This window comes from Xylanibacillus composti (genome assembly GCF_018403685.1).
Classification (GTDB): Bacteria; Bacillota; Bacilli; order Paenibacillales; family K13; genus Xylanibacillus; species Xylanibacillus composti.
In genome coordinates this window covers 20,139-45,570 of record NZ_BOVK01000061.1, presented here as the reverse complement: position 1 = coordinate 45,570, position 25,432 = coordinate 20,139, and the positions used below count along the sequence as shown (strand labels likewise).

The window sequence follows — 25,432 nt, the reverse complement described above, 5'->3', positions numbered from 1 at the left end:
TTTAGTATAGGAATGATTGGCTTGTTTCACTCCACTGGCAGAGAACCCTTGCTTACTGTTGATCCGACAGGGCAAACATCAACTCACCCTCGGCTACGACCTTATCTTCCACCCTCGCCACGGCTTTGCCTTTGCCCACTGCACCTTTTAGACGAGTGATTTCCACTTCGAGTTGCAGCGTATCGCCTGGTTTCACTTGATCGCGAAAACGAAATCCGTCTATGCCCGCGAAGAAGCCCAGCTTGCCTTTATTTTGCTCAACCATCAGCATCGCAACGCTGCCGACCTGGGCCAGCGCCTCTACAATCAGCACACCGGGCATGACCGGATAGCCCGGGAAGTGGCCCACGAAGAATGGCTCGTTCATCGTAACATTTTTCAATCCGACGGCCCGTTTGCCGGGTTCCACCTCGATGATGCGATCAATCAGCAGAAACGGAGGGCGATGCGGAATAATCTCTTGAATTTGGCGAATATCGAGTACAGTCATCTGATTGGAATCCCCTTTCGAGTTGACGAAATCTTTGTCCCGTATAAAACCACTATCTTGTAGTCACACTAAGAAATGTCCCCCTCGTGATCTGCAGTAGCGAGGGTTGATATAAGAGAGCATGCTTGCCTGGAAAGCCGACATCCCGGAATGGATCGGACAGACGGGCAAGCATGTTCTTTTCCTGCTTCACATTTACGATGCCCGGTGGCGCGTCATGTGGTTGAGCATCCGAAATTTCCAAATATAGACGATCGAGGTGCCGAACGACAGCAGAAGAACGAGCCACAACAGCGGTATCGCGTATGGCAGGTCAAAAAAGACGAACATCAGCACGACATAATAGAGCGCCGTTGTAAGCTTGCCCATCCAGTTTGCAGGAACGGTCTTCTTGCCCCGAAAGTGAAACACCGCCGAGCCTACAATCATAGCGGCATCTCGCAGGAATAAAATCAACGCCAGCTGCCATGGAATCATCCCCGCAGCCAGCAGCGTAATAATGACCGCCAGCATCATCGTCTTATCCGCCAGCGGATCAAGCATGCTGCCCACTTGCGTGACCAGTCCGCGAGAGCGGGCAATATAGCCGTCCAGCACATCTGTCGCACCGGCGATGACGAGCACAGCGAAGGCACCCACATGCTGCCCTGCAGCGAATACGGCTACATATACAGGCACCAACAAAAATCGGCAGATTGTAAGCATATTCGGCAGATTCAAGCGTGTCATCTCCCTATCCGGCAGTTTCCTCATTCATTATACATGGCTTGAAGCGAAAAGAAAACTTTGTCATCTCAGGCAATATGCTGCACGCCCAAAACGAAAGAAAGCCCCTGTCCCGGCCATTCCTGCTAAGGACGGCAGAATCAGAGGCAAATCATCAAGACTATTCCTTGGCAAACACCAAATCAAATACATGCTTCCACGTTTCCGGCTTCCAGATGTCCCCTGCACTCTGGTCCCCTAATGTCACATAGCCCACATACAGCCCCACGTACAAAGCAATGACACAAGCAACCGGCACAATAAGATAGCGCAAGATGCGAAGTGTGATCCTCAGCCATGGAGGCTGCTTGCTTGCCTTTGCCTTCGGTCTGCCGTCTCCGGCGGCCGCCGGCTTGGCTCCTGAGCGATTCGGTTGTTCCGCCTCCTGCCTTGGGCGTCTGCTTTCTGTTCCGTGATCATGCATGTCCGCACTAGTTCCCCTTTTGATCTTTATTTACCGCTTAACTGCGCAGGTTATTAGCCATCTCACTCAAGCGGTCGGCGCTGGTCAATGCGCGTGCGGTAAGCTGATATGCCCGCTGAACCGCAATCAATTCTGTCATCTGTTCGGTCAGATTCACATTGGACATCTCGATAAATCCTTGCCGCACTTGAATATCCCTCGTAGCAGCTGTACGCGGTCCATTCAGGTTGATCGCTTCCATGACATCGTCATTGCCCACGGCATTGTCGGCTACCCGGAACAAGTTGTTGCCGGCATTCTCCAATAGCTGCGGACGCTTGATCTGATACAGAGGCAGCGTTCCCATTACAGTTGGCAGCTCACTGTCCGATTGATCGTTATATACACTAATGTTGCCGTTCGTGTCAATGACGATGCGGTGATTCAGCGGAATCAAAATCGGCGCCAGCTCGCCCTCGAAGTTGATATTGCGAACCAGATGCCCGTCCTGTGTAGCCAAATAGCCGTTCATGCTGCCGGGTTCCGTCTGCACGATCTTGAATGATCCGCCGCGTGTAAAATATCGATCCATCAACGGCTGACCATCCGCTCCAAGAAGAGGCTGGCCGTCAGGACCACGCTGCACCTCGAACAGCTCAATCATCGCATTGCCCTCCAAGGCAATATCGAGCGGCTGCTCGGTACTCTTCAATGAGCCTTGCTCGAAGTTGATCTGCACCGGGCTAATGCGCGCGCCCCATGATTCAGTAATGCCGAGCGGCGTGCGCCGACCGGGCAGTTCGAAATCCTCAGGCTGCTGCTTCACCGCTGTCAGAACATCCTGGAATGATACTTCTCGCCGCTTATAGCCTTCCGTATTCACATTTGCAACGTTGTTGGCGAGCAAATCCAGTTTTTGCTGAAGCGCATGCAAGGAAACAGACGCATTAATAATGGAGTTGTTCATTTCTGACTCACCTCAAGTCCTTCCGGTTGATTACACGCGGCCAATCTCGTTGACAGCCTTTTCGAGGCTGCGATCATAATATTGAACCATCCGCTGGTTGGCTTCATACGCCCGCTGCGCCGCCATCAAATCGATCATAGATTGGGTGGAGTCGACGTTCGAGCGTTCGATAAAGCCCTGCTCAATTGAAATTTGAGCCAGATTCTGCACTTGTTGAGGAGGTACTTCCCCTTCATCCAGCCGATAATTGCCGTCGCCTTCTCGGATCAGCCGGTAAGGGTTGTCCACTTGCGCTAAGCGAAGCGCCATCGGATTGCCCGCCTGATCGAGAATCGCCAACCCTGTATTGGCATCATACATGCTGCCGTCCGACTCTACTTTGATCTGATCCAGCGAGAAGACAACCGGCTGCTCCTCATCAGGCAACCCTGCAATTGTCGCGCCGGCGAACGTAATCGGCTCCCCCGTGCGGCCGATCAATCGGTTGCCATTCAACGTAACCAATTCACCGCCGCCATTCAGCATAAATTTGCCGATTCGCGTATAGCGCTCCTCCCCCGCGTCATTCCGCAAGGTGAAGAAAGCCTGCGGCTGATAGACGGTTTGGCCGGCCTGGTTCAGTCCCTTGCCCGACTCGTCAAATGCAATCTCCACCAGCTCTCCGCCAACGTTCTCAGCTACACGGATATTGGAGACAATGGCAAAATCGGCGCTGTTTGCTGTCTCGATCAAATCCCCTTGCGTGAACAACGGCAGGTTCTCTTCAATAAATACACCAGTGTTGATGCGGCCTATCGGCGTTGACTGCTGTCCATGCGTCAAGGCAATCAGCATCTCCGGAAAGGAACGTGACGCCGCTGTCACCTGCTTGTAGCCAGGGGTGTTGAGATTCGCAATGTTGTTCGTGATCGTATCGTGTCTGCGCTGATTCGCAGTCAGGCCGGACGCCGCTGTATATAATCCTCTTAACATGCGCAAAGGCCTCCCGTTAAAATTTCTTCTTCGACACGCGGTCCAGGTTGTCCAGCATGATGCCCGTCCCTTTGACCACGCAATGCATAGGGTCTTCCGCTACCAATACCGGAACCTTGAGTTCCTCCGCCATCAGCTGATCCAATCCGTGCAGCATGCCGCCGCCGCCCGTCAAGATGACGCCGCGGTCGATAATGTCCGCCGACAGCTCCGGCGGAGTCCGTTCCAATACCGACTTCGCAGCGGCAATGATTGCGGATACCGAATCCCACAGCGCTTCGCGAACCTCCCAGGACTCAATCGTTACCGTGAGGGGCAGACCGGTAACCATATCCCGTCCGCGAATATCGAGCTGCTCGTCCCGTCCGCCGGCAAGCACTGTGCCGATTTGCAGTTTGATTTCCTCGGCTGTTCGCTCGCCGATCAGCAGCTTGTATTTATCCTTGATATACTTGGAGATCGCGATATCGAACTTGTCCCCTGCGACCTTAATAGAGGAGGCGGTGACCACATCCCCCATCGAAAGGACGGCTACGTCGGTCGTTCCGCCACCTATGTCGACAACCATATTGCCGCTCGGCTGGAAGATATCCATGCCTGCACCGATGGCTGCCGCCTTCGGTTCCTCTTCCAAAAATACTTCCTTGGCGCCGCTTCGTTCCGCTGCCTCGCGAATCGCTTTTTGCTCCACGGAAGTGATGTTCGTTGGGGCGCAGATCAGAATGCGCGGATGGGCGTACCACTTCTTGCCCCCCACTCTGCCGATAAAGTGCTTGAGCATGACCTCTGTAATCTCAAAATCAGCGATGACACCATCTTTCAGAGGACGAATCGCGATAATATTGCCGGGCGTCCTCCCGACCATTCGCCTCGCCTCTTCGCCCACTGCCAGGACTCGCTTGGTCTCGCTTTCGATTGCGACGACAGAAGGTTCATTCAAGACAACGCCGCGCCCCTTGACGTGAATAAGTACATTTGCTGTTCCCAGATCGATACCGATATCTTTGCCGAACATTACTTATAAATCCTCCCTGACTGCAGCCGTTTTATTCCGATCGCTTGTATATATACATAAAGCACCTACGCTAAAATTCGACATCGATCTGAGAAATCCTTTTTTCCTAGGAAAAATTCGTTCAGGAGCCTATGACTGCTACTGAAGAACCAGCGTTTCTGATTCCGATTCCGTATCCTTTTGCTTTCTGTACTTGATCTTGGTGGCCTCCCCGCCGCGAAGATGGCGGATCGATTTGTGATACTCCAGAATCGTCTTCACCTGATTGGCCAGCTCCGGGTTGATCTCGGGCAATCGTTCCGTCAAATCTTTGTGCACCGTGCTTTTGGATACCCCGAACTGCTTCGCAATCATACGGACCGTGTTGCGCGATTCGACCAAACTGCGACCGATCTTGATGGTTCTCTCCTTGATGTAATCGTGCACGCCCCTCGCCTCCCTACTCGAGATAGTTTGGTACATTATATGAGTGGTCGGCCTATATATGCTTTGTTTCCAAGCCTGACAGGCTCTTTTCGCACGAAACTTTTTGCAGAGCACACTTTTTCTCGCGTTTTCTCCGCCAGTCGCATGCCCTTGACCAGCCTGGCTTTATGGCTCATCAACCAGCTCCGGCAAGGGCAGCTGCTTGCCGCGCCAAAAAAAAATAAAAGCAGCCCGAGCATTTCATCGCTCAAGCTGCTTTTTGTTCCACTGTTTTATCCTTGCGCCTGCCTAGCCCTCATCAACCTCTGCGTCGGCAGCCTCGGCTTCATCCATTTCCATGCCATGCAGGGCAGGCAAATACGCCTGCGGGTTGACTGGCCTGTCATTTTCCTGAATTTCAAATTGCAAATGGACGCCGAGGTCCTTCTGCAGTTCATTGCGTCCGGCCGTGCCGATTACCATGCCTTGCGAAACACGGTCATTCATCTTGACTCGAATCTCGCCTAAGCTTTGGTAGACGGTCTTCAGTCCATCCTCATGCGTAATTTCGACAACATTACCCACGAGCGGCAGCTGTTCGGCGCGTGTGACTGTACCGCTCATCGCGGCCAGCACCTCAAAAGCCTCATCATTCTGATGCGCAAGCGCCAATCCGGTGCTGAACATGAACGTGTTGTTGTATTGGATCGTTGCAGCTTGCTTCGTCGCGGCATCCGCCGTTTCTTCGTAGAACGGCATAATGACATCCATAGCTTCTTGTTCTACGAACGGCCACTGCATGCTCTCTGCAGGCACGGTCACTGGCAGAGCATCTTCTTCGCCGAGAACCGATTCGGTCACGGTAGGATCTTCGCTTTCCGCGATCAATCCGCCGCCTGTCAAATCCGTATCGGTCAAAGCATCTCGCTCTGATCCCTGATAGGCCCACATTAAGCTTAGGATGATTGCTGCCGCTGCCATGTAAGCCGCTGGAAATACCCATTTTTTTCGAAGCAGCTTCTTCCATGAAGATGTTGTACCTGCAGCAGTCTCGTGCTTGATTGCCGGTTTTTCTTGTTGAGAACCGGAATCTGGTTTTTGCTGATTTTTGTTTTCTTGGCTCATCTTCCATCACCTCAGCAATCATTCTTGCCAGATGATAGAGCCTTTTATACCTTGCCTGAAAAATATTTCTAGATTCCGCCTGCTAAGAGATCCTCCTCATCCAGCTGGATAGCCCTGCCTTCGAGCTCGGTAATGCCTAGCTCCTCAATCGACTCAAGATCGATGCCGGAATAGTAGTATCGCAATATTTGCTCTGCCGTTTTCCCTTCCTCCGCCATGCCCTGCGCACCATATTGGCTCATGCCTACCCCATGTCCGTAGCCATAGCTCGTGATCACGACTCTATCTGATTCCCGGGTCAATGTGAAATGCGAGGAAGGAAGGCCGAGAAGTTCCCTGACTTCCCTCCCGGTGAACGGCTTTCCGGCGATTCGGATTTCCTTGATCCGCCCGCCGCTCGTATAGGAGAGCGTCTCAGCCGACGCATTTGCGCTTGCAGGCTGAACGCCGCTGATCCCCAGCTTTCGGAAGAGCTCCTCATAAGTCATGCTCGTTTCCTGCTTGTACCTTGGGGATACGAGCTCATCCCATGGGCTGGGGACACTGCGCAGGTAGGGCACATAAGCCTGCCAATATTCTTCGGAATTTTCGGTATACCCGTTGCTCGTGGAAAAAAAAGACGCCTCAATAGGCTCTCCTTCGAAGGTGGCGACGAGCCCTCTTGTCTCATTCACTGCACGGTTCAGTTTGTCCAGATTGGCTCCATAGCGCAGCCACCCCCATTGCTCGCGCAGGCTTTCCAAATCCGTGTAAGCTTGATGCTGTACGGTGTCGGTCACCCAGGCGCCTTTTGGCACATCGTCGAAATTGCCCGCTGCCACCCGCTTGACAAGGTAAGTGCGGGCCGCAATTGCCTGCGCCTTCAACGCCTCCAACTCGAACGTTACGGGCATTTCCGCTGCTACCACGCCGCGTACATATGCTTCAAGCGTCACCTCTTCTACTTCTCCCGTCTGACTGCGATAAACAGGAACCATCCAGGTTTGTACGCTTTCCTGCAAGGCTGTTGAAGGGGACGGCTGCCACCCGAGCCAGTTGGCCGTGCTGCTGCCCGGTTCGGGAAATACAAGCGGCTTGACCAGCAATCCCGGCAGGGCAACGGCCAACAGCGTAAGCAGCAGGATCCCGGCGGCAAGACCGAATCCGAAACGATGTTGATCGAACCAGGCCAAACGGCGGCGGGAACGCCGGATTCTGCCGCCAAAGCTATGAACCGCCCGATTCCGCCTGCTTGTACGCTTCGCGATCCGGGGGATTCGGCCCAGCAGACCTCTTCTTCTGGTGCGTATCGGGTACATGGTGCGCTTCGTAGTCTCAGACCCGCGCCTGCTGTTCATGACGCATATCCTCCTCCGAATGGTCGTCCAGGCTTGCTCCTGGTAAGACTACTATATGAGAATAGGCGAAATGATAGAACCGGAGCGCCGGGGAGCCGATCACGACCAAGTTGAACTGAGAGGGAGGCAATGACGCAGAACTTCGTCATGGATAGAGTGGACACTTAAGAGCACCTGGGGCTGTAAAATCTGATCGCAACGGAAGCGGTTCTACGAGGACATGCTGTCATCGCCGTGAACTGAATCGAACCGGGGAAGAGGGCGATTTCAGGAGTAAAGGATGCGGTAAGGGGAAATTATGGTCTTAGTGCGGAGACCTGCCTACTAGTGGGGAACATAGCGGGAGAATTCGGACTTATATCGTCATTTGAACCCGCCACAGGAGAATTGCTTCGCGAATAAGACCAAAGATATCCGCTAACTTTTCTCGATTAGGGGATTGTAGCGAGATAAGTCCTCTGATTCCCTTTATTTTTCTCTAAAAGATCAGGCTGATGGCCCATGTCCAGCCGTCGCCCAATAACCAAGCAGAGCGAGCCGCATAGGGCGGCGGGATGGTATCTCGCACGGGCATCGGAATGAACGATGCGCTCTTACACTCGCGCCAATGACGGTACGAGCCCTCTCAAGCCCGTACGATTCCCGTCCGTTGGACGAGCGCGTGCAGGCTCCCGCCCTTAGATGAATGAAACGCGCACACACTCACGCTCGCGCAAAACCAGTCTGAATGGGCAGGATCGGAAATTCGGAAGCTTCCTCCTCTTGCGCTTTCGCCACTTGCTTCGGCTTCGCCTCCGGCTGCTCATTGAGCCGATATATCGTTGCGCCGAGTCTGGCCAGCTTCTCCGCGATGCCGACATAGCCGCGGTCGATGTGATGCACACCGCTCACCTCGGTCTCTCCATCTGCGGCTAACCCCGCCAAAATCATGGCTGCACCGGCGCGAAGATCGGTCGCGCATACTTTGCCGCCTTTCAGCTTGGACCTGCCGCTAATGATGGCCGAGCGTCCTTCCACTTTGATCTGCGCATTCAAGTTGCGCAGCTCATCAACATGCATGAAGCGATTTTCAAACACCGTTTCTGTCACAATGCTCGTTCCTTCGGACACGAGCAGCAGCGCCATCATCTGCGCCTGCATATCCGTCGGGAATCCCGGGTGCGGGAGTGTTTTGACATCTACGCCGACTAGCGGCCTGTTGACAGACACATGGATTCCGTTCTCATCGGGCTCAATCGTGACACCCATCTCCTGAAGCTTGGATATGACCGGCTTCAGATGATCCTCGATCGCGCCTTCTACATAAACTTCTCCGCCAGTAATGGCAGCGGCGATCATGTATGTACCCGCTTCTACACGGTCAGGAATGACAGTGTGAACCGCGCCCTGCATGCACGCTACGCCTTGAATGCGAATTACGCCGGTACCTGCGCCCCGCACTTTGCCTCCCATGGCATTCAAGTAGTTGGCCAAATCCACAATTTCCGGCTCGCGTGCGGCATTTTCAATAATCGTCGTGCCTTCCGCAAGTGCTGCGGCCATCATAATGTTTTCCGTAGCGCCCACGCTGGGTACGTCAAGATAAATCTTGGCTCCCCGCAGACGCCCTTCCACTTTTGCCTCGATAAAGCCCTGTCCCAGACTGATTTCGGCGCCCATCGCCTCGAAACCCTTCAAATGCTGGTCAATCGGCCTCGTGCCGATTGCGCAGCCGCCAGGCAAAGGAATTCTTGCTTCCCCGCAACGGGTAAGGAGCGGTCCCATGACCAGGAACGACGCCCTCATTTTCCTTACAGCATCGTACGGTGCATCGCAGCAGGAGATGTGTTCGGCATTTATGCGGATCGTCTCGCCGCTGTAATCCAGTCGAACACCCAGCGCCCGCATGACCTCGCTGATTGTCATCACGTCATCCAAAGGAGGAGCTTCGTGAATAACGCTTTCTCCGGTTGATCCCAGAATGGATGCTGCAATTACCGGAAGCACGGCGTTTTTGGCGCCGCTTACTTTGACTTTGCCCGACAATTTGCTGCCGCCGCGGACTACGATTTTGCTCATCTTTGATTTACCTCCGCGTAATTATTGGGGCCGACACATGCCAGGCCGCCGATGATTTCGTGCTCTTCAGGCCTCACATAAGGTTCGCGATCCGTTCGTGTATTGTGTGGGTACTAGTAACCATTGTGAACAACTCGCGCCCATGTTATTCGAAAATCAGCTTTAACATAGATGACCAATTTGCATAATCGTAAAGAAAACGGGCAAGCTGATACCCCAAAACGACAGACAGGATGACTTGCAGCATAATCGCCTGCGGACTTCGGACTGATTTCAGCCAAAGATCAAACCGCACCGACTGCAGCGCCCACCACGAAGCCGTAATGCACACCAGCGTAAAAATGATCTGGATCAAGCCCGACATGCCCACGCTCTGATACAGACTGTCCGGAACATTGCCCATTCTTCACTCACTTCTTTCTATTCACCAAGTTATACAGCATCGAAACGAACTCGGCCCTGGTGGATGTGCTTCCCGGCCGGAACGTGTTGTCCTCATAGCCGCTTATCCAGCCCAGCTGCTTCAACGCCCGAACACGATCCGCTCCCCATTGGGTGCCTGGCACGTCCTTGAACGGAGCGCTGCGGCCGGCAATGCCTTTCACCTGCATCGCCTGGGAAAGCAAAACGGCCATTTCCATTCTGGTCAGCAGCTTGTTCGGAGCAAAGGTGCCGTCCGGATATCCTGCGATCCACCCCTCAGCCGATGCCTGGGCAATCGCCTCATAGGCCCAATGATTGCGGTTGACATCCTTGAATGCCGGCGTTCTGTTCGTCCTGGACGGCGAGAGCGCCTGCACCAGCATGAAGGTGGCCTCGGCCCGCGTCAGCTTGCCGTTCGGGGCAAAGCGGAAGTCCGGATAACCGGACACAATGTCCTTGCTTGCCAAATCGACAATGTACTTTTCCGCCCAATGCCCCTGGATGTCGCGGAAGCCTGATACTAGTCTGGTCAATGTCGTCCGTACTCGGTACATCTGTGTATCGAAAGCCCGATTGGCTTGCAGACGAAGATAATAAGTCCCTTTGGCCAGGTACATACCGTGGGAGATCGAGGTATCTCCTTCATCATTGACATATACAGCCATCTGCTTCAAGCTGCTGTTCAGCACTGCCAAGGACATTGTCCGGTCCTTCGGAATGTTGTCGAGCAGGAAGGAAGCATAGCTGTCCTGTGTCACATTGAAAACAAACCAATCCACATCTTCATTGGGGTACATGACCCCTTCATAGGTTCTGCCGGACACCATCGTTGTAGCCTGATACGTCTTGTCGTTAGGCTCATTCGGGTCCTCGTAGGTTTTCAAGTAGTTGACCGACAACGTGTACTCGCCCCTGACCGGGTAAGAATCGCTCTGGTAGTTGAGATTTCGCACCCGGATGTAGTAGTAGCCCGGCTCTACCTGCAGCTTCGGCGTATACTCGGTCTCGCCCTCATCTGTATAATCATAGGCCCTGCCGTTCTCGCCCATACGCTGCACCATCAATTCCAGGTCCATGCGGTACGTATCGGGCTCCGCCCTGATCTGCAACGTGCCCTTTTCCTTGACATGAATCATATACCAGTCCACATCGTTGACCTGATGGAAAGTCGCTTTCAAAGTATGGTCGCGGGCAGGCAGGGAGTAGGCCAAATATTGTTTGTCGTTGTTCTCGAATGCATCTCTGTAAATATGAAAATATGTCTCCAGCCTGTATTCAAAACCAGCTGCTCTCGCTGTCTCATTCAGTCTGGCTCTTAGCAATACTGTGCCAGGTTCAACCGAGAATTTCGCGCCTTTGGTCAAATCCGAAACTTCTTCCTTCTTCGCTCCGCCCACATAAGTTTCCAGAGCAATCGACCTCAGCTGCTCATTCGTCGCCCCGGGAAATTTAATTTCCAGTGTTCCCTTGTAGGGGATTTGCACACTGTACCAATCGACGTCTGTGCTGCTCGAGAAGGATGCCGATATTTGGGTATCAACTGGCAGCGTCTTAGCCTGAGTGGAACGGTCGTTAGGTTCATAGAAATCTATTTCGGGTTTGATCGTCAGCGCCCGATCCACACGCAGCAGCCCATACCCGGTCCGCTCATCCCATCCTGGCGAACCCAAATTCTGTGCGCTCTGCTGAAGCAAGCTGCGAACCTGATATGGCTTGTAATCCGGGTAACGCTTCCAGATGAGCGCCGCAGCCGCAGCCACCTGCGGCGCTGCCATCGATGTCCCTTCGCTCACGCCGTATCCGCCGCCCAATGACGTCGTAAATACCCGGTATGGCGCCACGAGATCGATTTCAGGGCCGGAATTGGATTTGGGCTCTGGCTGATTGTCGGAACGAACACCGCCAACAGCAACCACGCTATGGTAGGCAGCCGGATACTTCACAGACTGTCCTTCATTGCCGGTTGCCGCAACGAGCAGAACGCCTTTATCCTCGGCATAATCTACGACTTCCTTCAAATATTGGGAGTACTTGAACAGTCCGAGCGACAGCACTATAATCTTGGCGCCTTCGTCTACCGCATATTTGATGCCTTCCCCAAGCTTCATTTCGTCCCCGGAGCCTTTGGAATCCATCACTTTGACAGGCATGATGCGGGCATCCCAGAGCATGCCGGACACACCGATCTGATTGTTGCTGACGGCAGCAATGATCCCGGCCACATTTGTGCCGTGACCGTTGTCATCCTGAGGACGCAAATTTTTGTTTAACAAATTGATCCCGCCAGTAATTCTGTCTTTCAAGTCCGGATGGTTGAGATCCACACCTGTATCGACTACGGCAATCACCATATCTGCGTTGCTGTTCTCGTGCTCCCACGCAGCTTCCATGCCGATTTGCTTCAAATAGTTTTGGTTGGTGTACAGCGGATCATTCGGCGCAGCCGCCAGCTGCACAGGACGATTATCGTGCAGGTAAACAACATCGGCATGCTGCGACCACCGCTCTGCCCATTGTCCAGCATCTACACCTGGCTTCGGCATAGCTTCAACCACTTGAAGATCGGCCAATTGTTTCACAATCGTGCTCTCCTGCACAAACTGCTCATTCATTTCGGCAAGAGGCACCGCCCATTTTATAATCCACGAAGAGGCGGCCTTGGCATCGGCGGATGTATGAGATTGTTCCATGGCAGCATCATCAGTCTCTGCATGCAATGCAGGGCCGAAATCCGCCATTGCTTGCAACAAGAGCAACAATACCAGAATTACGGATATGTGTGCAACTCTATTCCCCTTCATCCTAGCAAACGCCTCTTCCCTCTAGTAAAAATTCATATTTCATCCAAACTTCGGATATGCCGTTTTCACGCAACAGTTCCCAATCATAACAGGCCTTAAAGCCTAAGTCATGTTTACAAATTCGCCATGTCCTAATTGTATTCGCCAGAATTCAACATAACCCTTTCCCGTTTTTGAAAAGTAGGCCAATAGTCCTTAATGGAACAGTCATCTTATATATTATATAGAAATCTGGCGAAGGAATAAATGGTCTCGCAGACGTGAAATTTTCCCAACCGGGCGCAAAAAAAACCGCCTTCTGCCTGTGTCTGACAGAAGACGGTTTGTACACGCAAGCCCTTTGATACGGGCCAGCTCCCAGCCGCGGCTTCTTACATGAAGAAGTCTCGGCCGAGGTGGAAGATGCTTTCGATATACCCGATAATCGGTCTCGGGAAGAAGCCCATCAGCAATGTGGCCGCCACGCAGATCCAGATCGTGAGCTGCTGCGCCCAGCCGACCTGAAGCCGTTCAGACGGCGCATGGCTGCGCATGAACATCTGGCGGATCACACCGAAGTAGTAATAGAATGAGATCACGCTGGTGATGATCATAATCGCTGCCAGCCAATACTTCGCAACGGCTACGGCTCCGAGCAAGATATAGAATTTGCCGAAGAATCCGCCCGTTACCGGCAAGCCGGCTAGCGACAGAACGAGAATGACCATCGCCGAAGCGAGCGCCGGGTTCCTGTAATACAACCCGTCGAACGCCGACATCTCTTCATGTCCGGCTTTCCCGCTTACCGCCATTAACACGGCGAAAGCGCCGATGTTCATGAACAGATAAGCCGCCAGATAGTAATACAGCTCGGTAAAGTTCGAATAGTGCATGGGACCGTATACGATCGCAAGCGGAACGAGCAGATAGCCGGCATTGGCTATGCCTGAATAAGCCAGCAACCGCTTCATGTTGTGCTGCTTCAGCGCCATCGCATTGCCGAGAATCATAGAAGCCGCAGCGATAATCGCAAGAATCAAGTTCATGTCATCGTGTATCGGCGTATCGCTGTCTCCGACGCCGAAGTAGACGTTATACAAAATGCGGAACATCATAGCCAGCGCCGCACCTTTCGACACGACTGCCAGGAAAGCGGTAACTGGCGTATGCGCGCCTTGATACACATCCGGCGCCCATGCGTGGAACGGCGCAGACGCAATCTTGAAGGCAAAACCGGCGAGCATCAAGAAGAAGCTCATATAAAGAAGCCCGCTTATCGACGGATCGAAGAATCGAAGCTGGCTGTTCATTTCGGCAATATTTGTCGTACCGGTTACCCCGTACAGGAATGACATGCCGTAAAGAATGAAAGCCGTCGAAATTGCGCCCAGCACCATATATTTGAATGCCGATTCGTTCGCTTTCTGATCGTGCTTTTTCAAACCGACCATAATATAGGAGGTAATGCTAAGCAGCTCAAGGCCGACGAACAGCGTAATCAAATCGCCCGAGGAGACCATGACCATGGCGCCAAGCGCAGCAGGCAGGAATAAATAATAGTACTCCCCTTGATGCGGAATCTCTTTTTCCTTGATTGAGCCGATGCTCATCAGGACGACGAGAAACGTCCCCCCCAGAATGAACAGCTTCAGCAAGTTGCCAAAGTCATCCACTCGGTAGCTATTGGCAAGCAGCTGAATGACCGGCTCGCTGAGCGAATCCGGGCCGTTGTACAGCCGCATGGCAATAACCACGAATACCGCGGATACCGCCAGACTGAGCAGCGTCAACCCTCCAACCCAGGACCGGCTAAACCTGCGGGGTATAGCCAGATCGAGCAAAGACAGAAGTATAGCCGCGATCACAAGCGTCAACTCAGGTCCGAGATATCGCAGGTCTGCGAATTGCAGTTGCATCATTTGCATCGCCCTAACCCCCTATCCTTGCAAGCATACTGCTTAATGCGTGGTTCAGCGGTTCGCTCAGTACGGTCGGGTAAATCCCCAGCAGCACGATAAAGGCTGCCAGTACGATCATCGGTACTGCTTCCGTCAAGCGCGCATCACGCAGCACAGCGCTGTCTGTTTGATATTTTTCCGGCAGTTCCCCATATGTGATGGCCAGAACCCCACGCAGCACATAGACGGCAGTCAAGATGATGCCGAGCGCACCGATAATGGCCAAGACCGGCATAGTGTCAAAGAGGCCAAGGAACGCCAGAAACTCGCTGACAAATCCGCTCATGCCCGGCAAGCCCAATGACGCGAGACCGCCGACCAGCAGCATCCCGCTCATAAATGGCATTGCCTTGGCCATGCCTCCCATTCGATCAAGCTCCGTAGTGCCCGTGCGCTCGATCAAGCTGCCGACTATGAGGAACAGCAACGCGGAGATCAAGCCGTGCGACACAAGCTGGAAGGCCGCGCCCTGCAGCCCTGTCGTATTGAGCGCCGCAATGCCGAGCAGGACAATGCCCATATGACTGATACTGGAGTACGCCAGAATAAGCCGGAACTCTTTCTGAACGAACGCCAATACGGCGCCATACAGGATGTTCACAACGCCGACAATGCCAATCAGCAGCGCGAAGGTCTGCGCTTGCTCCGGAAACAGACCGACGCCGAAGCGCAGCAGACCATATGCGCCCATCTTCAGCAGGATGCCGGAATGTATCATGACGACCGCTGGGGGCGCCTCGATGTGCACCTTCAGCATCCAGGTGTGGAACGGAAAGATCGGAAGCTTGATGCCAAAGGCAATGAGCAGCATCAAGAAGATCCATTCTTTCATCGCAAGTCCCATGTAGAAAGGATTGACGGTATTGCCCACACGATCATGATGCAGATTTGCGAAGGAGTTCGGGTCCGTCAAGTTGTTATAAATCGTGCCAACATCCCCGCTATAGACCAGTTCAAGCGGCTGTGTCGGATCTTCCTGCAATGCGGAAAATCCAGCGGTATTGATCAGCATCAAGAAGGCAATCAGCATGATAGCCGAGCCGATACCGTTGTAGACCAGAAATTTGTTTGCGGCCTTTTCTCTGTCAGCGAAGCCCCATATGCCTATCAGGAAGAACATCGGCACAAGCGTAGCTTCGAAGAATAGAAAGAACAAGAACAGATCGCGGGAGAGGAACACCCCAAACATACCGATCTGCAGCAGAAGGAACCAGAGATAGAAGGTCTTCCAGCGCTTCTTGATGTGTACGGATGCAAAAGCTGCCATACTGCTGATCAATGCTGTAAGAAAAGCCAATGCAGCGCTAAGTCCATCCGCACCCAAGGAATAGTTGAACTGGTAGATCAGCCTGTCTGCGGAGCTGAGCGACGGCGCTTCCTGGTTTAGTGCGATTTCGATCCAGGTTGCTTTTTCCTCGAACTGCATGCCTTCCGCATCATGATCCAGGCCAGTAAACATCCAGCCGGCGAGAACCAGCGAAATCAAGGTGCTGACAATCGCTGCGGTCTTGAGCCAGTGTCCCCGTTCCTTCGGAATAAGCAGAACAGCGATAATTCCCAAAAGCGGCGAAAAGGTAAGGAGCGTTAATATCGGGATGCTATCCAACATGGAAATACCTCCTTCCTACAACTGCCACAATCAAGATCAACAGTCCGATAACCCCAATCAAGCCATAGGATTGAAGCTGGCCGTTCTGCATGCGCAGTCCGATTCTGCCCGTTGCGGTCATGACGCCAGCGAGTGCCCTGACAGCCCCGTCCACAATATAGCGGTCAAAAAGATCAAGCAGATAACCTATGCCGCGAAGCGGCTTTACGACGCCATTGTCGTAAGCTTCATCCACGTAGTATTTTTGGTTTAGCACCCGGTAGACTGGCAACGCTTTTGCTTCCAGCCAATCTTCGGAGTTGGACCTCCGGCCATACAGCAGCCACCCGATGAGCAAACCGCCTACGCCGGCAACCGTCGATAAGATCATGACGGTCATATCCGCATGCTCCCCGAGATTCTCGCCCGTCAGCCATTCGCCAAACCATCCATTTCCCGGGAAATAGACAAATCCCGCGATAACAGCCAAAATTGCCAGCACAATTAGAGGAACGGTCATGACTGCTGGCGACTCATGCGGATGCATGTCGGAACGCGGCTTCCCAGTGAATACCAGGAAGAACAAGCGTGCCATGTACAAGGCTGTAAAGAACGCAGCGACTAGCGCTATCCAGAACAGGATCGGCTGATAGTGGTACGCCTCGGTCAGAATCGCATCCTTCGACCAGAAGCCGGCAAACGGCACGATACCGGACAATGCCAATGTACCGATCGCAAAGGTGAGCATCGTTATCTTCATCTTGCTGCCGAGCCCGCCCATCTTGCGAATATCCTGCTCATGAACGGCATGAATGACACTGCCGGCTCCCAAGAACAGCAGCGCCTTGAAGAATGCATGCGTGTATAGATGGAACATCCCTGCTGTATAAGAAGACAATGTGCCAATGCCCATTGCCAGCATCATATACCCCAGCTGACTGACCGTAGAGTAAGCCAGTATCCGTTTGATGTCGTTCTGCGCAAGCGCAATCGTTGCGGCGAAGATCGCTGTAAAGCCGCCGACAATCGCGACCGTTAGCAGTGCTGCATCCGATGCTTGAAACAGCGGAAACGTCCGAGCCACCAAGTATACGCCTGCTGCGACCATCGTAGCGGCATGAATGAGCGCACTGATTGGCGTAGGACCTTCCATCGCGTCAGGCAGCCAAGTATGAAGCGGAAATTGGCCGGACTTGCCGACTGCGCCGATGAACACCAGGATTGCCGCAGCAGTGATAACCCCGGCAGACAACGCTCCCGTATGAGCTGCATTATGTATAGCGCTGAATTCGAGCGAATGTCCAGGCATGTTCCAGAACAGCAACAGCATGCCAAGGAACAAACCGACGTCCCCGATCCGTGTGACGATAAAAGCTTTCTTCGCCGCCGCCTTGGCCGCTGGCTTCGTGTACCAGAAGCCGACCAGCAGGAACGAGCAGACCCCAACCAGTTCCCAGAAAATAAAAAATTGCACGAGGTTGATAGACAGCACCAGCCCCAGCATGGAAAAGGTGAACAGGGACACATAGGCAAAAAAAGTATTAATCCGCTCATCTTCCTTCATATACCCTAACGAGTATAGGTTGACGAGGAAACTGACCAAGGTAACGACAACCAGCATCAACGTATTCAGATTGTTGACTTCAAAGCCCATTTGCAGCGCGAAGTCGCCGATCCCGATCCATTTGAATCCATCCCATGTATAATCCACTACGTTCTCGCCAAGGCGCTCTGTGAATACCAGTACAGCCATTACAAAAGCCGCAGCCGCGGCAAGAACGCTGAACCCTGTGGCAAGTCCCTTCATTTGTCTGCCAAGAGCGGTCAAGACGAGAAAGGCAAGCAGTGGAAAGACCGGAATGAGCCATGCGTAATGGGTAAACTCCATGAGATCCTTTCCTTTCTTCGAGCTTCTCGCTCACTATTTTTTCAACATGTTCATCTCTAGTACGTTGGTTGTGCCTTTATTGCGGTACAAGGAGATCAGAATAGCGATTCCGATCGCGACCTCCGCCGCGGCCACCGTAATACTGAACAGGGAGAAGATATGTCCGGTGATCGACGGATTGGGACCGTATTTGGCGAACGCAATCAGATTCAAGTTCACCGCATTAAGCATCAACTCGACAGAGAGAAGCACGATGACCGCATTTCTCTTGGACAGCGCACCGTACAGACCTACACAAAACAAAATAGCGGCCAGCAGAAAGTAAGAATTGGCGATATTGTCCATGCTAATCCTCCTCCCTCTTGGCCAGGATGATGGCGCCGATAAACGCGACGGTCAGCAGCACACTCATCAGCTCGAACGGAATGACATGGCGCGTGAACAGCTGTTCGCCAATTGCTTTCGTGTTGTCCACGCCCGCATCCAGCGTTCCGCTCTGGAAGTTGGCGCTTTGAATCACGAAGAACAGAATGCCGAACAAGGCGACCGAACCGACCAGCAGCAAACCGTTGTACCATGGACGGCGCGGTTCTTCCTCCGGTTGATCGTGCCGGGTCATCATAATGCCGAAGATCATCAGGATGGACACTGCCCCTGCGTAGATCAGCACCTGTACAAATGCGACAAATTCCGCATCAAGCATGACGTACAGGCCGGCCAGTCCAAGGAACGTAAAGGCGAGCGCAACCACCATATGCACGACCTTCGTAAAGCTGAGCATAAGAATTGCACCGGAAATGACGACCATGGCAAATACGAGAAACAGCAGGCTTTCCGCGCTGGTGAAGAATGCCACAATATTGTCCAGCATCGGTTATTTCGCCCCTTTCTTCGCTTGCGGGTTCGTCGAGTTTTCCAGGCGGACATTCTTGTCGTTATCATTCAGCCATTCCATGTTTTTGAACAAATCATCGCGGCTGTATGTCGCCAGCTCGAAATTGTTGGTCATCACGATCGCTTCGGTCGGACATACCTCCGTACACAGATCGCACAATATGCAGATTTCAAAGTTGATATCATACGTATCGATGACCTTGCCCTTCTTCTCCGGGTCCGGATTCGGCTTGCCGGTCAGCGTAATGCATTCTGTCGGGCAAATCCGCGCGCATTGATTGCAGACAATGCATTTGTCTGGTTCAAAATGTTGCACGCCGCGGAATCTGTTCGGCATTTCCAATGGAACGTCCGGGTATTTGTACGTTACCTTCTTCTGGGTCATCGTCTTCAGGGTGACCCCGAGACCCTTGGCGATCCCTTTCATTTACGCGTTCACCCTTTCTCTATTTCAATAATTCCATGACTACTGCCGTAATAAATACATTGATGAGCGAGAGCGGCAGCAGCACCTTCCAGCCGAGACTCATCAGCTGATCCACCCGAATCCGCGGCATGGTAGCCCGCAGCCAATACAAGGTGAAGATGACAAGACTGAATTTCAAGATAAACCAGATAATCCCCGGAATGAAATCAAGGAACGGGAACGGCGCATGCCAACCGCCGAGGAACAATACAGTGGTTAGCGCGGCAATCGCATACATGTATACATACTCCGACAGCATAAAAAAGGCGAACCGAAAGCCGCTGTACTCCACATGATATCCTGCCACAAGCTCGGATTCCGCCTCAGGCAAGTCGAACGGGGTACGGTTCAGCTCGGAAACCGCCGCTATTACGAATACGCCAAAGCCCAGGATCTGCGGCAGGAAGTTCCAGTTCCAGAAGTAACCGGCCTGCCCTTCAACGATGGTACTCAGATTCAAGCTTCCGCTCATTAGCACCACGCCAGCCACCGAGATGACGAGCGGCACTTCATAGCTGATCATCTGAGCCGTGGAGCGCATGCCGCCCATCAGCGCGTATTTGTTGTTCGAAGCCCATCCGCCCAGCAGAATGCCCATGGTGGAGATGCTGGAGAGAGCCACGTAATAAAGCAAGCCGACATTCAAATCCGCCGGAATCCATTTGCTAGTATAAGGAATCACCGCCAATACGGTGAACGCCGGCACAAATGTCAACGCCGGTGCCAATATGAACAGCGGACGATCTGCTTTTTTCGGAATGGTATCTTCCTTGATGAGCAGCTTCAGTACGTCCGCTACGGTCTGCAGCAAGCCGAACGGACCGACCCGGTTCGGACCGGGACGGCCTTGCATCCAGCCGATGACTTTTCTTTCGAAGTAGATCGCATAGGTAACAAAGCCCAATACAATGAGAAGCGTCAAGACGCCCAGCACAGCTTCGAACAGGAAGCTCCCAAAGGTTACACTTTGCGTTGTCGGATCCATTAGGCGTCCACCTCCCCAACTACAATGTCAATGCCGCCGAGAATGGTGATCAGGTTCGTCATCGACTCGCCTACCAGCAGCTTCGGCAGGATCTGCAAATTGACGAATGAAGGACGGCGGAACTTCAAGCGGTAAGGCTCGGCTTTCCCTTCCGAAACCAGGTGGCAGCCGATCTCTCCTCTGGGCGATTCAATAGCCACGTAGGCCTCGCCCTTCGGCGGGCGGATGACGCGCGGCACTTTGCCCATAATTTCGCCTTCCTCGGGGAATTGCTCCAAAGCCTGCTCCAGAATGCGCAAGCTCTGACGAATCTCTTCCAGGCGAATCTCATAACGTGCAAAGCAATCGCCTTCCGTGCGGGTGACAACGTCAAAGTCGAAGCGATCATACAAGCTGTAAGGCTGCGACTTGCGAAGATCCCACTCCACGCCAGTGCAGCGCAGGTTCGCTCCGCTTAACCCGTAGTCAATAGCCGTCTTGGCGTCATATTTGCCGACGCCCTTGATGCGGGCAAGGAAAATTTCGTTGCCGCTGACCAGGTTGTGATATTCGTCCAGTTTCCCTTTCATGTGCTCGACGAACGCCTTCACCTTGTCGATCCAGCCTTCCGGCGCATCCCATTTCACTCCGCCTACCCGCATATAGAAGTAAGTCAGACGCGCGCCGCACAATTCATTGAAGAGATCGATAATCATCTCACGCTCGCGGAACGCATAAAGGAAAGGACTCATCGCGCCGATGTCCAGCAAGTACGTGCCCCACCATACCAAATGACTGGCTACGCGCTGCAGCTCCATCACGATCAGCCGCAAAAATTCGGCTCGCTCCGGCACCTCAAGCTCGAGCAAGGTCTCTACTGCGTGACAAAGCACATAGTTGTTCGTCATCGCTGAGACATAATCCATTCGGTCGGTATAAGGGATGATTTGCGTATAGTTCAAGTTTTCCGCCAGCTTCTCGGTTCCTCTGTGCAAGTAACCCATCACTGGTTCGGCATGGACGATCTGCTCGCCGTCCAGCTTCACCACAACGCGAAACACACCGTGCGTACTCGGATGCTGGGGACCGACATTCAGCAGCATTTCTTCTGTTCTTATCATCGGTTACACCTCCGGATCCGCAGGACTGTAGTCTTTCCGCAGCGGATGCCCTTCCCAATCGTCCGGCATCATGATGCGCCGCATGTCTGGATGCCCAGGGAAGTCCACACCCAGCAGATCGTAAATCTCCCGCTCAGGCCAGTTCGCCGTGCTCCAGATTGGCGTAGCGGACGGCACGCTCGGCTGATCGCGATCCGTTTTGATCTTCATTGCATAATCCTGTTTAGACTCCAGATTGATCAACTGATAAATCACTTCCATGTGCGTCTCGCGGTCCACGCCTGTCACATTCCGCAAGTAATGAAGCTTCAATTCAGAATGTTCACGCAGCACGTTCGCTACTTGCGGCCAATGGTCGGCTTTCACAATCACTGTCGGCAAGTGGCGGCTCGCCTCATTTATGTAAGCCTCTTCAATTGCCTCCGCACCGGCATGCTCATTCAGGATTTCCACTAACCGGTCCAAGACGGGCTGCTTCGGCGACGGCTCCTTCGGCTTCTCTTCTTCGTCCGAATTGTCCTCTTTCTTGGCGCGAGCAGCCGCTCTTGCAGCACGAGCTTCGGCCGCTGCTTTTTTCTTCGCGGCAAGCTCGTCATCACCGCCGTCAGACGCTTCGCCATCCTTGGCTTCCGGCTTTTCCGCTTTCGCGCGCGCCGGTTTCGCTTCTTCAGCGCTAGGGCTTTCTGGGGAATTCTCCAGTTGCTGACTGGCTTCGCGATCTGCTTCGCGGTCGGACACCTGGTCGTTCTCGCGCTTGTTGTTCTCTTCGCTCACCGTTCAGTCACCCGCTTCCCTGTTTTCGCTTCATAGCGTATTTTCTCTTGCAGCTTATTGATGCCGTAAATCAGCGCAGCGGGATTAGGCGGACATCCCGGTATGTAGACATCTACCGGAACTACCTGGTCAACCCCTTTCACCACGGCATAGGACTTCACATAAGGTCCGCCTGCTGTAGCGCAGGAACCCATCGCAATAACCCACTTCGGCTCCGGCATTTGATCGTATAGACGACGCAGCAAAGGAGCCATTTTCTTCGTGACCGTTCCGGCCACAATCATGCAGTCTGACTGGCGCGGCGACGTACGGAAGATGACTCCAAATCTGTCCAAGTCATAGTGGGAAGCCCCGGTTCCCATCATTTCAATTGCACAGCATGCCAAGCCAAATGTCAATGGCCAGATCGAGTTGCTGCGCGCCCACCCCTTCAGTTGCTCCAGTGTTCCAAAAAAAAACGTTGCGCTCAAGTTCCTGGCGTTCCGCCAGCGAAATCTTCTCTAGATCGAGTTCCATTTGAACACCTTCTTCTTCCAAGCGTAGATTAAGCCTACTACAAGCAAGCTTACGAAGATCAGCATTTCCACCAATGCGAACAAACCTAGCTTGTCATAAGCGACTGCCCAAGGGTAAAGAAACACCGTTTCCACATCGAAGATAACAAACATCAGCGCGTACAAGTAATACCGAATGTTAAAGCGCACTTGGCCTTCGCCGACCGGCTCATTCCCGCTCTCATACGTGGTCTGTTTCTCCTCAGTTGGCTTAGTAGGGCGCAAAAATCTGCCGAGTGTCAATGCCGCTATGGGCAAAATGATACCTAGAGTGAGAAAAATAAGAACAACTACATATTCTCCAGCATACATCGTACAGTGTCCCCTCCTTAGACTTTCGTTCTTCTTTTTTATACGTAATCCATAACATCACAATAAATACCGTCCCAATTATAACAAACGTGCCCCGAATTCGTCTATCGTGGATTGTAAGCGATTTAATAGGAAATTTTATGGACTTCTCCGGCTGACGCAAACAAACGTATTTCCTTAGTCCAACAGTATTTGCTGCTGCCTTCCTCGCTCAGAAATCCCCTGCATGCAAAAAGCCCCTGCGCCAGGGTTTCTCCTTGGCTTGCAGGGGCTTTCTATCCGTGATGCATTATCTGTGCTGGGAGACGTCGAGACGGGTCAAAGCTTTTTGCAAAGCAATCTCTGCACGACGGAAATCTATTTCCTCCATGCGGCTTTGCAGCCTTTTCTCCGCACGTTCCTTGGCTGCTCGTGCGCGATCTACATCAATCTCGCCCGGCTTCTCTGCCGTTTCCGCAAGAATGGTGATCTTGTCCTTGCGCACCTCGAGGAAACCGCCGCCTACGGCGATATACTCCTCTTTGCCTTCGCTTTTGACGCGGACCGGGGCAACGCGGAGCGGCGTAACCAGCGGAATGTGGTTCGGCAGGATACCAAGCTCACCTTCCGCGCCTCGCACGCTGACCATATCGACCGGTTCGCTGTATACGATCCGTTCCGGGGTTACTATTTCCAGCAAAACAGTACTCATCGTTCCACCCTCCTCCTAGCTTCAGCGCAGCAATTACTGCTGCGCTTTAGCCTTTTCTACGGCTTCCTCAATGGTACCGACTAACAGGAATGCAGATTCCGGCAGATCATCGTACTTGCCTTCGAGAATTTCCTTGAAGCTGCGAACTGTTTCCTTGACCGGAACATATTTGCCCGGCAAGTTCGTAAACTGCTCAGCTACGTGGAACGGCTGGGACAAGAAGCGTTCTACGCGACGAGCGCGGCTCACGACTACCTTGTCTTCATCGGACAACTCATCCATACCGAGGATGGCGATAATATCCTGCAGCTCGTTGTAGCGGGCGAGCAGGCGTTTTACAGCCTGAGCCACTTCGTAGTGCTCCTGGCCAACAACTTCCGGCGTCAGGATCCGGGAGGACGAAGCCAGCGGGTCAACCGCAGGGTAGATGCCCTTCTCGGAAATTTTCCGCTCCAGGTTCGTGGTCGCATCCAAGTGTGCGAACGTCGTTGCCGGCGCCGGATCCGTGTAGTCATCCGCAGGCACGTAGATCGCCTGGATCGACGTAACGGAACCTTTCTTCGTAGAAGTAATCCGTTCTTGCAGGGCGCCCATCTCCGTTGCCAGCGTCGGCTGGTAACCAACCGCGGACGGCATGCGGCCCAGCAAGGCGGAAACCTCGGAACCTGCTTGAGTAAAGCGGAAGATATTGTCTACGAACAGCAGAACGTCCTTGCCCTGCTCGTCACGGTAATATTCCGCCATGGTCAAACCGGTCAGCGCCACGCGAAGACGCGCGCCAGGAGGCTCGTTCATCTGGCCGAATACCATCGTAGTTTTGTTGATAACGCCCGAGTCTCTCATCTCGTGGTACAGGTCGTTCCCTTCACGAGTACGCTCCCCTACCCCAGCGAATACGGAAATACCACCGTGCTCTTGGGCGATGTTGTTAATCAGTTCCTGGATCAAGACGGTCTTGCCGACACCTGCGCCGCCGAACAGGCCGATCTTGCCGCCTTTCGCGTAAGGGGCCAGCAAATCGATAACCTTGATGCCCGTTTCCAAAATTTCCGATTCTACGGACAGATCCTCAAATTTAGGCGCATCCTTGTGAATCGGGCTCTTGCGCTCAGTCTCAATCGGACCGGCATTGTCGATCGGCTCACCCAGTACGTTCATGACACGGCCAAGTGCCGCGTCGCCTACCGGTACGGAAATCGGCGCACCCAAATCCTCTGCGCCCATGCCGCGAACAACACCGTCCGTGGAAGACATCGCGATACAACGCGCAACATTGTCGCCCAGATGAGTGGCCACTTCCAAAGTCAGATTGATTTCCGGCTCTGTAGGTGTCTCAGGTTTATGTTGAATTTTGATCGCATTAAGAATCTCCGGGAGTTGGCCACGTTCGAACTCGATATCAATGACCGGACCCGTGACGGATAAAACGCGTCCTTTGCTCATCGTCCTTTTCCCTCCTTAAACAATTATGCCGAACCCGTC

At 53.2% G+C, this 25,432-nt stretch carries 24 protein-coding genes and 1 pseudogene; all 25 read right to left on the bottom strand.

Annotated elements, in window-relative coordinates; genetic code table 11:
- Positions 1-52: 52 nt before the first annotated feature.
- The 25 genes and pseudogenes from fabZ to atpD all read right to left on the bottom strand — a co-directional run bounded on the left by fabZ (position 53) and on the right by atpD (position 25,393).
- A complete protein-coding gene (fabZ, locus tag XYCOK13_RS18300) occupies positions 53-490 on the bottom strand; it encodes a 3-hydroxyacyl-ACP dehydratase FabZ (RefSeq protein WP_213413688.1) in 438 nt (145 codons plus the stop codon).
- A gap of 195 nt (positions 491-685) precedes the next feature.
- A complete protein-coding gene (locus XYCOK13_RS18295; RefSeq protein WP_244865254.1) occupies positions 686-1,210 on the bottom strand; it encodes a CDP-alcohol phosphatidyltransferase family protein in 525 nt (174 codons plus the stop codon).
- Positions 1,211-1,376: 166 nt separating this feature from the next.
- Positions 1,377-1,679: a DNA-directed RNA polymerase subunit beta gene (locus tag XYCOK13_RS18290; RefSeq protein ID WP_213413686.1), complete on the bottom strand. Its 303-nt coding sequence runs from the start codon at positions 1,677-1,679 to the stop codon at positions 1,377-1,379.
- A gap of 37 nt (positions 1,680-1,716) precedes the next feature.
- Positions 1,717-2,625 (bottom strand): flagellar hook-basal body protein, encoded by a 909-nt coding sequence (locus tag XYCOK13_RS18285; RefSeq protein ID WP_213413685.1) that lies wholly within the window; start codon positions 2,623-2,625, stop codon positions 1,717-1,719.
- A 30-nt stretch (positions 2,626-2,655) separates the two neighbouring features.
- Complete coding sequence (locus XYCOK13_RS18280; RefSeq protein ID WP_213413684.1) at positions 2,656-3,597, bottom strand: flagellar hook-basal body protein; 942 nt, start codon at positions 3,595-3,597, stop codon at positions 2,656-2,658.
- A gap of 16 nt (positions 3,598-3,613) precedes the next feature.
- A complete protein-coding gene (locus XYCOK13_RS18275) occupies positions 3,614-4,612 on the bottom strand; it encodes a rod shape-determining protein (RefSeq protein WP_213413683.1) in 999 nt (332 codons plus the stop codon).
- A gap of 138 nt (positions 4,613-4,750) precedes the next feature.
- A complete protein-coding gene (gene spoIIID, locus XYCOK13_RS18270) occupies positions 4,751-5,038 on the bottom strand; it encodes a sporulation transcriptional regulator SpoIIID (protein WP_213413682.1) in 288 nt (95 codons plus the stop codon).
- A gap of 288 nt (positions 5,039-5,326) precedes the next feature.
- Entirely contained in the window at positions 5,327-6,142 is an 816-nt protein-coding gene (locus XYCOK13_RS18265; RefSeq protein ID WP_213413681.1) for a M23 family metallopeptidase, read from the bottom strand.
- Positions 6,143-6,210: 68 nt separating this feature from the next.
- Entirely contained in the window at positions 6,211-7,479 is a 1,269-nt protein-coding gene (gene spoIID, locus XYCOK13_RS18260) for a stage II sporulation protein D (protein ID WP_244865253.1), read from the bottom strand.
- A gap of 702 nt (positions 7,480-8,181) precedes the next feature.
- Entirely contained in the window at positions 8,182-9,537 is a 1,356-nt protein-coding gene (gene murA / locus XYCOK13_RS18255) for a UDP-N-acetylglucosamine 1-carboxyvinyltransferase (protein WP_213413680.1), read from the bottom strand.
- 145 nt (positions 9,538-9,682) lie between these two features.
- A complete protein-coding gene (locus XYCOK13_RS18250) occupies positions 9,683-9,940 on the bottom strand; it encodes a DUF1146 domain-containing protein (RefSeq protein WP_213413679.1) in 258 nt (85 codons plus the stop codon).
- Positions 9,941-9,947: 7 nt separating this feature from the next.
- Positions 9,948-12,761: a S8 family serine peptidase gene (locus XYCOK13_RS18245; RefSeq protein ID WP_213413678.1), complete on the bottom strand. Its 2,814-nt coding sequence runs from the start codon at positions 12,759-12,761 to the stop codon at positions 9,948-9,950.
- A 371-nt stretch (positions 12,762-13,132) separates the two neighbouring features.
- Entirely contained in the window at positions 13,133-14,665 is a 1,533-nt protein-coding gene (locus XYCOK13_RS18240; RefSeq protein ID WP_213413677.1) for an NADH-quinone oxidoreductase subunit N, read from the bottom strand.
- A gap of 4 nt (positions 14,666-14,669) precedes the next feature.
- Positions 14,670-16,307, bottom strand: coding sequence for a complex I subunit 4 family protein (locus XYCOK13_RS18235; RefSeq protein WP_213413676.1), 1,638 nt, complete (start codon positions 16,305-16,307; stop codon positions 14,670-14,672).
- Positions 16,297-18,174, bottom strand: coding sequence for an NADH-quinone oxidoreductase subunit L (gene nuoL / locus XYCOK13_RS18230; protein ID WP_213413675.1), 1,878 nt, complete (start codon positions 18,172-18,174; stop codon positions 16,297-16,299). The genes XYCOK13_RS18235 and nuoL overlap by 11 nt, the downstream gene beginning before the upstream one ends.
- Positions 18,175-18,207: 33 nt before the next feature.
- Positions 18,208-18,519 (bottom strand): NADH-quinone oxidoreductase subunit NuoK, encoded by a 312-nt coding sequence (gene nuoK, locus XYCOK13_RS18225; RefSeq protein ID WP_213413674.1) that lies wholly within the window; start codon positions 18,517-18,519, stop codon positions 18,208-18,210.
- Position 18,520: 1 nt separating this feature from the next.
- Positions 18,521-19,045: an NADH-quinone oxidoreductase subunit J gene (locus XYCOK13_RS18220; protein ID WP_213413673.1), complete on the bottom strand. Its 525-nt coding sequence runs from the start codon at positions 19,043-19,045 to the stop codon at positions 18,521-18,523.
- A 3-nt stretch (positions 19,046-19,048) separates the two neighbouring features.
- A complete protein-coding gene (gene nuoI, locus XYCOK13_RS18215) occupies positions 19,049-19,495 on the bottom strand; it encodes an NADH-quinone oxidoreductase subunit NuoI (RefSeq protein WP_213413672.1) in 447 nt (148 codons plus the stop codon).
- Positions 19,496-19,514: 19 nt separating this feature from the next.
- Complete coding sequence (gene nuoH, locus XYCOK13_RS18210) at positions 19,515-20,519, bottom strand: NADH-quinone oxidoreductase subunit NuoH (protein ID WP_213413671.1); 1,005 nt, start codon at positions 20,517-20,519, stop codon at positions 19,515-19,517.
- A complete protein-coding gene (locus tag XYCOK13_RS18205) occupies positions 20,519-21,619 on the bottom strand; it encodes an NADH-quinone oxidoreductase subunit D (protein WP_213413670.1) in 1,101 nt (366 codons plus the stop codon). The genes nuoH and XYCOK13_RS18205 overlap by 1 nt, the downstream gene beginning before the upstream one ends.
- Before the next feature lie 3 nt (positions 21,620-21,622).
- A complete protein-coding gene (locus XYCOK13_RS18200; RefSeq protein WP_244865252.1) occupies positions 21,623-22,393 on the bottom strand; it encodes an NADH-quinone oxidoreductase subunit C in 771 nt (256 codons plus the stop codon).
- A pseudogene (locus XYCOK13_RS18195) lies at positions 22,390-22,909 on the bottom strand (NuoB/complex I 20 kDa subunit family protein). The gene XYCOK13_RS18200 and the pseudogene XYCOK13_RS18195 overlap by 4 nt, the downstream one beginning before the upstream one ends.
- Positions 22,894-23,259 carry an NADH-quinone oxidoreductase subunit A gene (locus tag XYCOK13_RS18190; RefSeq protein WP_213413669.1) on the bottom strand — a complete coding sequence of 122 codons (366 nt, stop codon included), beginning with the start codon at positions 23,257-23,259 and terminating at the stop codon, positions 22,894-22,896. The pseudogene XYCOK13_RS18195 and the gene XYCOK13_RS18190 overlap by 16 nt, the downstream one beginning before the upstream one ends.
- A 289-nt stretch (positions 23,260-23,548) precedes the next feature.
- Complete coding sequence (locus XYCOK13_RS18185; protein WP_213413668.1) at positions 23,549-23,950, bottom strand: F0F1 ATP synthase subunit epsilon; 402 nt, start codon at positions 23,948-23,950, stop codon at positions 23,549-23,551.
- 33 nt (positions 23,951-23,983) lie between these two features.
- Positions 23,984-25,393, bottom strand: a complete 1,410-nt coding sequence (atpD, locus tag XYCOK13_RS18180; RefSeq protein WP_213413667.1) for a F0F1 ATP synthase subunit beta — start codon at positions 25,391-25,393, stop codon at positions 23,984-23,986.
- Positions 25,394-25,432 lie beyond the last annotated feature (39 nt).